General features: G+C 70.7%; 7 protein-coding genes. 3 read left to right on the forward strand and 4 right to left on the reverse strand.

Annotation, left to right across the window (positions count from 1 at the left end; genetic code table 11):
* Positions 1-48 precede the first annotated feature (48 nt).
* A complete protein-coding gene (locus E1298_RS11240) occupies positions 49-621 on the reverse strand; it encodes a MarR family winged helix-turn-helix transcriptional regulator (protein WP_243725511.1) in 573 nt (190 codons plus the stop codon).
* A 107-nt stretch (positions 622-728) separates the two neighbouring features.
* On the opposite strand from E1298_RS11240, the gene E1298_RS11245 reads away from it, so the two are divergent.
* A complete protein-coding gene (locus E1298_RS11245; RefSeq protein ID WP_131892080.1) occupies positions 729-2,462 on the forward strand; it encodes a pyruvate dehydrogenase in 1,734 nt (577 codons plus the stop codon).
* A gap of 49 nt (positions 2,463-2,511) precedes the next feature.
* Here E1298_RS11245 and E1298_RS11250 read toward each other — a convergent pair whose 3' ends face one another.
* Both E1298_RS11250 and E1298_RS11255 read right to left on the reverse strand, forming a co-directional pair.
* Positions 2,512-3,117, reverse strand: a complete 606-nt coding sequence (locus tag E1298_RS11250) for a TetR/AcrR family transcriptional regulator (RefSeq protein WP_131892082.1) — start codon at positions 3,115-3,117, stop codon at positions 2,512-2,514.
* Between the two features lie 313 nt (positions 3,118-3,430).
* Positions 3,431-3,847, reverse strand: a complete 417-nt coding sequence (locus tag E1298_RS11255) for an ATP-binding protein (protein ID WP_243725512.1) — start codon at positions 3,845-3,847, stop codon at positions 3,431-3,433.
* Positions 3,848-4,393: 546 nt separating this feature from the next.
* Here E1298_RS11255 and E1298_RS11260 point away from each other — a divergent pair.
* Both E1298_RS11260 and E1298_RS11265 read left to right on the forward strand, forming a co-directional pair.
* Complete coding sequence (locus tag E1298_RS11260; RefSeq protein ID WP_131892084.1) at positions 4,394-5,275, forward strand: SCO6745 family protein; 882 nt, start codon at positions 4,394-4,396, stop codon at positions 5,273-5,275.
* A gap of 29 nt (positions 5,276-5,304) precedes the next feature.
* Positions 5,305-5,817: a DUF6879 family protein gene (locus tag E1298_RS11265; RefSeq protein WP_131892086.1), complete on the forward strand. Its 513-nt coding sequence runs from the start codon at positions 5,305-5,307 to the stop codon at positions 5,815-5,817.
* Between the two features lie 12 nt (positions 5,818-5,829).
* Here the strand turns inward: E1298_RS11265 and E1298_RS11270 are convergent, their stop codons facing one another.
* Complete coding sequence (locus tag E1298_RS11270; protein ID WP_131892088.1) at positions 5,830-6,294, reverse strand: Scr1 family TA system antitoxin-like transcriptional regulator; 465 nt, start codon at positions 6,292-6,294, stop codon at positions 5,830-5,832.
* Positions 6,295-6,436: the final 142 nt, after the last annotated feature.

Genomic DNA, 6,436 nt, shown 5'->3' on the forward strand with positions numbered 1-6,436 from the left:
ACGACCCTTCACAGGCCGAGGGAAGGCCCGTTCGCCCCGCCGGGCGTGTCAGCTCCGTTCGCGGACGTCGAACTGGCCGCGGCCCGCGATGAGCTTGTCCAGCAGCATGATGAGGATGTGCTGCTCGGTCTCGGTCAGCACGCTCGCCCACTGCCGCTCGCGCTCGTTCTGCCCGGCGAAGATCTCCAGCATGGCCTGCCGCCCCTGGTCGGTCAGCGACAGGATCACCGAGCGGCCGTCGTGCTCGCCCGGCGTGCGGACCATCATCCCGTCCGCGACCAGCGTCTTGGCCAGATTGGACACCGCGGCCCTGCTCATTCCGGCGAGGGTGGCGGCCCGGCCCGGCTCCAGCGGCCCGGCGAGCCAGGTCACGAACAGCAGCCGGAAGCCCGCCCACGAGTGCCCGCGCGGCCGGTGCACCGTGGACTCCAGGTCGTAGGTGACGATCGCCGAGGCCCGGTTGAGGGTCAGCAGCAGCCGGGTCGCGAGCCGGTGCGGGAACCCGAACTCGTCCGCGAGACGGCGGCCCGCGAGGTCGACGAACGACCAGAAGTCCAGGTCCTCGCGCTCGCCGTCCATGGTCACCAGCCTAGTCCCGGGGTCCGCCTCGGCTTTGTTCATGGATTGATTATCGGTCAGCGGTCACGGGGCAGCGGCCCGGGGCCGGTGTGTCAGGTGGACGATCTTGGGGCATCTCACCTGCGGCGGGGACGATCCATGGGGGGACGATGGCGACGGTCGCCGATCAGTTCATCGAGGTGCTGCGGCAGGCGGGGGTGCGGCGGATCTACGGGGTGGTGGGCGACAGCCTCAACCCGGTCGTGGACGCCGTGCGCCGGACGGGCGGCATCGAGTGGGTGCACGTCCGCAACGAGGAGGCGGGGGCGTTCGCCGCGGCGGCCGAGGCGCAGACCACCGGACGGCTCGCGGTGTGCGCGGGAAGCTGCGGGCCCGGCAACACCCACCTGATCCAGGGCCTGTACGACGCGCACCGGTCGGGGGCGCCGGTGCTGGCGCTGGCCTCGCAGATCCCGAGCACGCAGATCGGCAGCGGCTACTTCCAGGAGACGCACCCCGAGCGGCTGTTCACCGAGTGCAGCCACTACTGCGAGATGATCAGCACTCCGGCGCAGATGCCGCGGATCCTGCGGACCGCGATCCAGCACGCCGTCGGGCTCGGCGGCGTCGCGGTGCTGGCGCTGCCCGGCGACACCGCCAGCCGGGACGCCGCCGGGCCCACGGGCGAGCACGACTTCCTCGTGCGGAGGGGCGTCGTCCGTCCGCCCGCCGACCAGGTCGACCAGCTCGCCGGCGCGCTGAACCGGGCCCGCAAGGTGATGCTGTTCTGCGGCTCGGGGGTCAGGGACGCCCACGCCGAGGTGATGCGGCTGGCGCACCGGGTGCTCTCGCCGGTCGGGCACGCCCTGCGCGGCAAGGAGTGGATCCAGTACGACAACCCGTTCGACGTGGGCATGAGCGGCCTGCTCGGCTACGGCGCCTGCTATGAGGCGATGCAGGCGGCCGATCTGGTCCTGCTGCTCGGCACCGACTTCCCGTACGACCCGTTCCTGCCCGGCAAGAACACCATCCAGGTGGACGACGACCCGTCCAGGCTGGGCCGCCGCACGCCGCTTGACCTCGCCGTCCACGGCGATGTCGGGGAGACGCTCCGGCTCGTCCTGGGAAAGGTGGAGCAGAAGAGGGACCAGACGTACCTGAACGACATGCTGCACCAGCACGCGCGCGCTCTGGAGAACGTCGTCTCCGCCTACACGCGCGACATCGACCGGCACACGCCGATCCATCCGGAGTACGTCGCGAGCGTCCTGGACGATCTCGCCGCCGAGGACGCGATCTTCACCGTGGACACCGGCATGTGCAACGTCTGGGTCGCCCGCTACATCACGCCGAACGGGCGGCGCCGCGTCATGGGCTCGTTCGTGCACGGCTCCATGGCCAACGCGCTTCCGCACGCGATCGGCGCGCAGTACGGGGCGCCCGGACGCCAGGTCATCTCGGTGTCGGGGGACGGCGGGCTCGGGATGCTGCTCGGCGAGCTGCTCACCGTCCGGCTGCACCGCGTCCCGGTGAAGATCATCGTGTTCAACAACGCGTCGCTGGGCATGGTCCGGCTGGAGATGCTGGTGGACGGGCTGCCCTCGTTCGAGACCGACCACGAGGCCGTCGACTACGCCGCCATCGCCGAGGCCGCCGGGATCGAGTCGGCCCGCGTAGAGCGTCCCGCCGACGTGCGGGCGGCGCTGGGCACGGCCCTCGCCTCGCCGGGCCCCTACCTCCTGGACGTCGTCACCGACCCGAACGCCCTGTCCATCCCGCCGCACATCACGCCGCAGCAGGTCAAGGGCTTCGCGCTCGCGGCGGGCAAGACGGTGCTGACCGGCGGCGTCGGGAAGATGCTCGACCTCGCGCGCAGCAACCTGCGCAACATCCCGCGCCCCTGACCGGCCGGCTGGGGTCACTCGAACGGCGTGGCCACTGCCCGGCCGGGCGTCATTCGAACGGCGTGGCCAGCTCGTCCAGGAGCTCGTCGGCTATCTCCCCCAGCGTGCGCGGGGACCGCTCGTCGCTCCACACGTGCGCGGCGATCCGGAGGGCGGCCATGAACGCGCCGGCCATCGCGCGGGAGCGGGCGCCGCCGGGCGGGAGGCCGTCCCGGGCGGCGATGAGCTCGGCGAGGGTGAGCTCGAACGTGGCGTAGCGGGCGAGCTGCCGCGCCTGGACGGACGAGTGGACGCGGGCGAGGCGCGCCTGCGCCGCCCACCGCAGATCGGCCTCGCCCACCCCGTCGACGATGGCGTGGAAGGACACCCGCAGCGCCGTCCACGAGGACTCCCCGGGCGGACGGGCGCCGAACGTCTCCATCAGCACCCGTATCCGCTGCTCGTCGCCGTAGAGGAGCGCGTCCTCCTTGCCGGCGAAATAGTTGGAGAACGTCCGCCGGGAGACCCCCGCCGCGTCGGCGATCGCCTCCACGGTGACCTCGTCTAATCCATGCTCGACCGCGAGCCGCATCGTGGCCTCGTGGAGCGCCTTGCGCGTCGCCTCCTTCTTGCGCTCGCGCAGTCCGCCGTTGATCTCCCCGCTGTTTGTCCTCATGGTCGGCCCACCCTACCCAGACACGCAAGACGACCATTGTGGAAAGCGTATGAGATCGCAAGTCCAGCAAGGCTCCGGCCGCAGGTGGCGGCGTGTTTTCGCCGCACGGCACCCGCTGGCGCCCCTAATCCTCTGACCTGCTGTTTTCGGCGCCTTGGCAATAACACCGCAGGTCGCGGACTTGTTCGGAAGGGGTGAGAATCCTCGGCAGAGCCATTGCGGCGGGAGTCGGTCATGCGCGCGCGGAGCCGCCAGTTGCAAGGATCTTGACAAGCGCCTCGCCGAATGGCCGACGACGACCCGGCCTGTCGGCTCAGCGGGCGGCGTCGGCGGTCACGTCGGCGGTGGTGTCGACCTCGAACCACAGCAGGGTGCGGCGGGGCGTCTGGTCCAGTTCCCACTCGTCGGCCAGGGCGTCGATGACGGTCAGGCCGCGCCCGTGGTCGACGCGGCGCCGGCCTTGCAGGTCGCCCGGCGCGGGACCGTCGTCGCCCACCTCCACGCGCAGCCGCCGCCCGTCGGTGGACACCGCCGCCCGGATGAGCCCGGACCCGTGCAGGATGGCGTTCGCGATGGCCTCGGCGCCCATCAGCTCGACGTCGTCCAGCAGCGTGCCCTCGGGGATCGCCTTGGCGGCCAGCTCGCGGATCGCGCGCCGCGCGCGGCGGCCCTCGCCCGGGTCGGCGGGGAAGACGAGCGGATCGCCGAGCCGCTCCATGCCGGCGGTCACGACCCGGTGTCCGGCGTGACGCACCGCCGCGGGCGGACGCGGAGGGCGAGGGCGGTCGTACCGAGAGTCACTGCATCACCACACTGAGGATCGGAAGCGCATCGCAATCATTCACCTACGACAAGTGATCGGGCAACGCACTGGGCGTCTTGATCTTGACCTTTCCGGGACGCGCTCGGCGGGACGGCCGCCTTCCGGTCCAGCTTGTGGCGGAGCCTACGGTATGACTTAACGCCTCATCCCGGGATTATGACAAAAGTAAACCCGGCGTCGTCGAATGCTCACATCGCTCCTCATCCGGGCGCGCAAAACGCCCATATTCTCCGTGATCCGGCCCGAATCGCCGGACGCCCTCTCCCTGTCACCCTCCGTTTCGACAGCGTTTCTCGCCTGGTGGACGGGGGTTGGGGGCGCCGTCCACCGGGAGACACCTCTGGCTACCGAAGTCTCCGGCCTCGGCACGGCGATGACGACCGGCGGGCACCGGCTGGACGTGCCCGCCACGCACCTGAGAGGGCAGGGAGGCGATCATGAAAGGCTGGGCGCATGACCGACGACCCGGGCATCGCACGGCAGATGTGGCACCAGCTCGAACCCCTGCACGCCCTCTTCTGGTACGCGCCCGAGGCGGTCACCGAAGCAGGGGATCTCGGCTACAAGGTGGACACCCGATGGCCCAGCTACTTCGCCTGGCGCGCCGCGCCCCTCGGCGCCGCGCCCGCCGAACTGGTGTCCGCGGCGTTCTACAGCTTCAGCCCCCGCATGGTGGCCGAGCACGTCCCGTCCGCCTGGACGATCGCGGCGCCCGAGCGCGTCCTGGAGGCCCGGACCCGCGCCGTTGACCGCATGTACCGAGCCTTGCTCGGCGACGACGTCGCGTCCCCGGAGCTGGCCGAGGCCGCCGAGCTGGCGCGCAGCGCCGCCGCGTCCGCGAACACCGCGGGCCGTCCGATCGCCGCGGCCAACGCCGCCCTCCCCTGGCCGGACGAGCCGCACCTGGCGCTCTGGCACGCCATCGGCATCCTCCGCGAGCACCGCGGCGACGGCCACGTCGCCGCGCTCCTCACCGCCGGCCTCGACCCGACCGAGGCCCTGGTGTCGTTCGCCGCGGTCGGCGCGGCCCCCGTCGAGACGTTCGGGAGCCGCGGCTGGACGGACGCCGAATGGACCGCCGCCCGCGACCGCCTCGCGTCCCGCGGCCTGGTCACCGCCGAGGGCACGGCCACCGGCAAGGGCCACGAACTGCGCGACTCCATCGAGCGCACCACCGACGACCTCGCCTACGAGCCCTGGCGGGCGCTGGGCCCGCAGAAGCGCGGACGCCTGACCGACCTGACCATGCCGATCCTGATCAAGGTCCTGGAGACGGGCCTCATGCCCGCCGGCAACACCCTGGGCATAGGCAAGATCCAACCCCCACCCCGCTGACGCGGTCAGCCCAGGCCAGAGTGCCGATCATGGCTCGTGATCGACACGGCGAACCGACCGTCAGGAACCTGCTCGCCAGGGCGACGCGCTCCGCGGTCCACCTGGAGATGCGCGACCTCTACAAGCCGTCGCCGGGCTTCGCTGACTGGATGGCCGGGGGCGATGGGCGCACCGACCGCAGTTCCTGGGTCGCGGTGGTCCAAGACGCTGTCGGCCGCGGCGTGCGGGTTCGCCGAGCCCGTGTCGTGTCCGAGCCGGTCAGCGACTACACCCGCTGGCTGCACCTGGTCACCGACGTCAACCTCAAGGCCGGCGAGGACGTGCGATGGCTGCCCCGGCGGAAGGCGTTCGATCTCATGCTGCCCGGCGCCGACCTGTGGATGTTCGATCAGCGGGTGGTGCTCTACAACTTCAATGACGGAGACGGCGAGCACGTGCCGGGGTACGAATACACCTCCGATCCCTGCCACGTCGCCCAGGTCGTCGCCGCGTTCGAGCAGGTCTGGGAGCGTGCGACGCCGCACGACGAGTTCACGGTGTGAGCCCAAGGTCCTTCACCCGAGCGCTTGCAGCGGCCTGTGGATCAGCGCACGGGCCTGGTCGCCGTGCACGGCGATGGACAGCAGCCGGTCCCAGGCTTCGCCGTACATGCGGATCTCGTCCGGCATGGTCAGGCGCAGGTATCCACTGATCAGCTCGACAGTGACAAGCCTGTCGTCGTCCATGATGAACGCCTCGCCGGGGATAACGCCCCGCCGGTCGACGTCGCGCGGGATGATCCCGAGGAGAACGTTCTGCCGGTCAGAACCGCTCACCTCGATGAGGTGCTGTAACTGCTCTCGATGAGTGTCGGCGGGCCCAGACCTGTACCACAGCACGTCTTCTTCGAGGATGAAACCCCACAGGGCGTCTGGCCGGGTCAAGCACTGTTGCCGTTCTAGGCGGGCGGCAACGGCCTCAGTGACGTCGTCGCGTTCGAGATGCTGCTCGGCCCGTGCCCGTGACAGGTAGAACGTCATCAGGGGCTTCCCCCTGAAATGTGGACACCGATTTCAGGCGGTAGCGGTCAGGCTACCGGTGGTTTCTCGTAGTTGATCGGTGAGAGTTGGCCGAGGCGGGAGTGCCTGCGGCGGGTGTTGTAGCGGGTGGCCCAGCGGAAGA

It is taken from the genome of Actinomadura rubrisoli (assembly GCF_004349215.1).
Classification (GTDB): Bacteria; Actinomycetota; Actinomycetes; order Streptosporangiales; family Streptosporangiaceae; genus Spirillospora; species Spirillospora rubrisoli.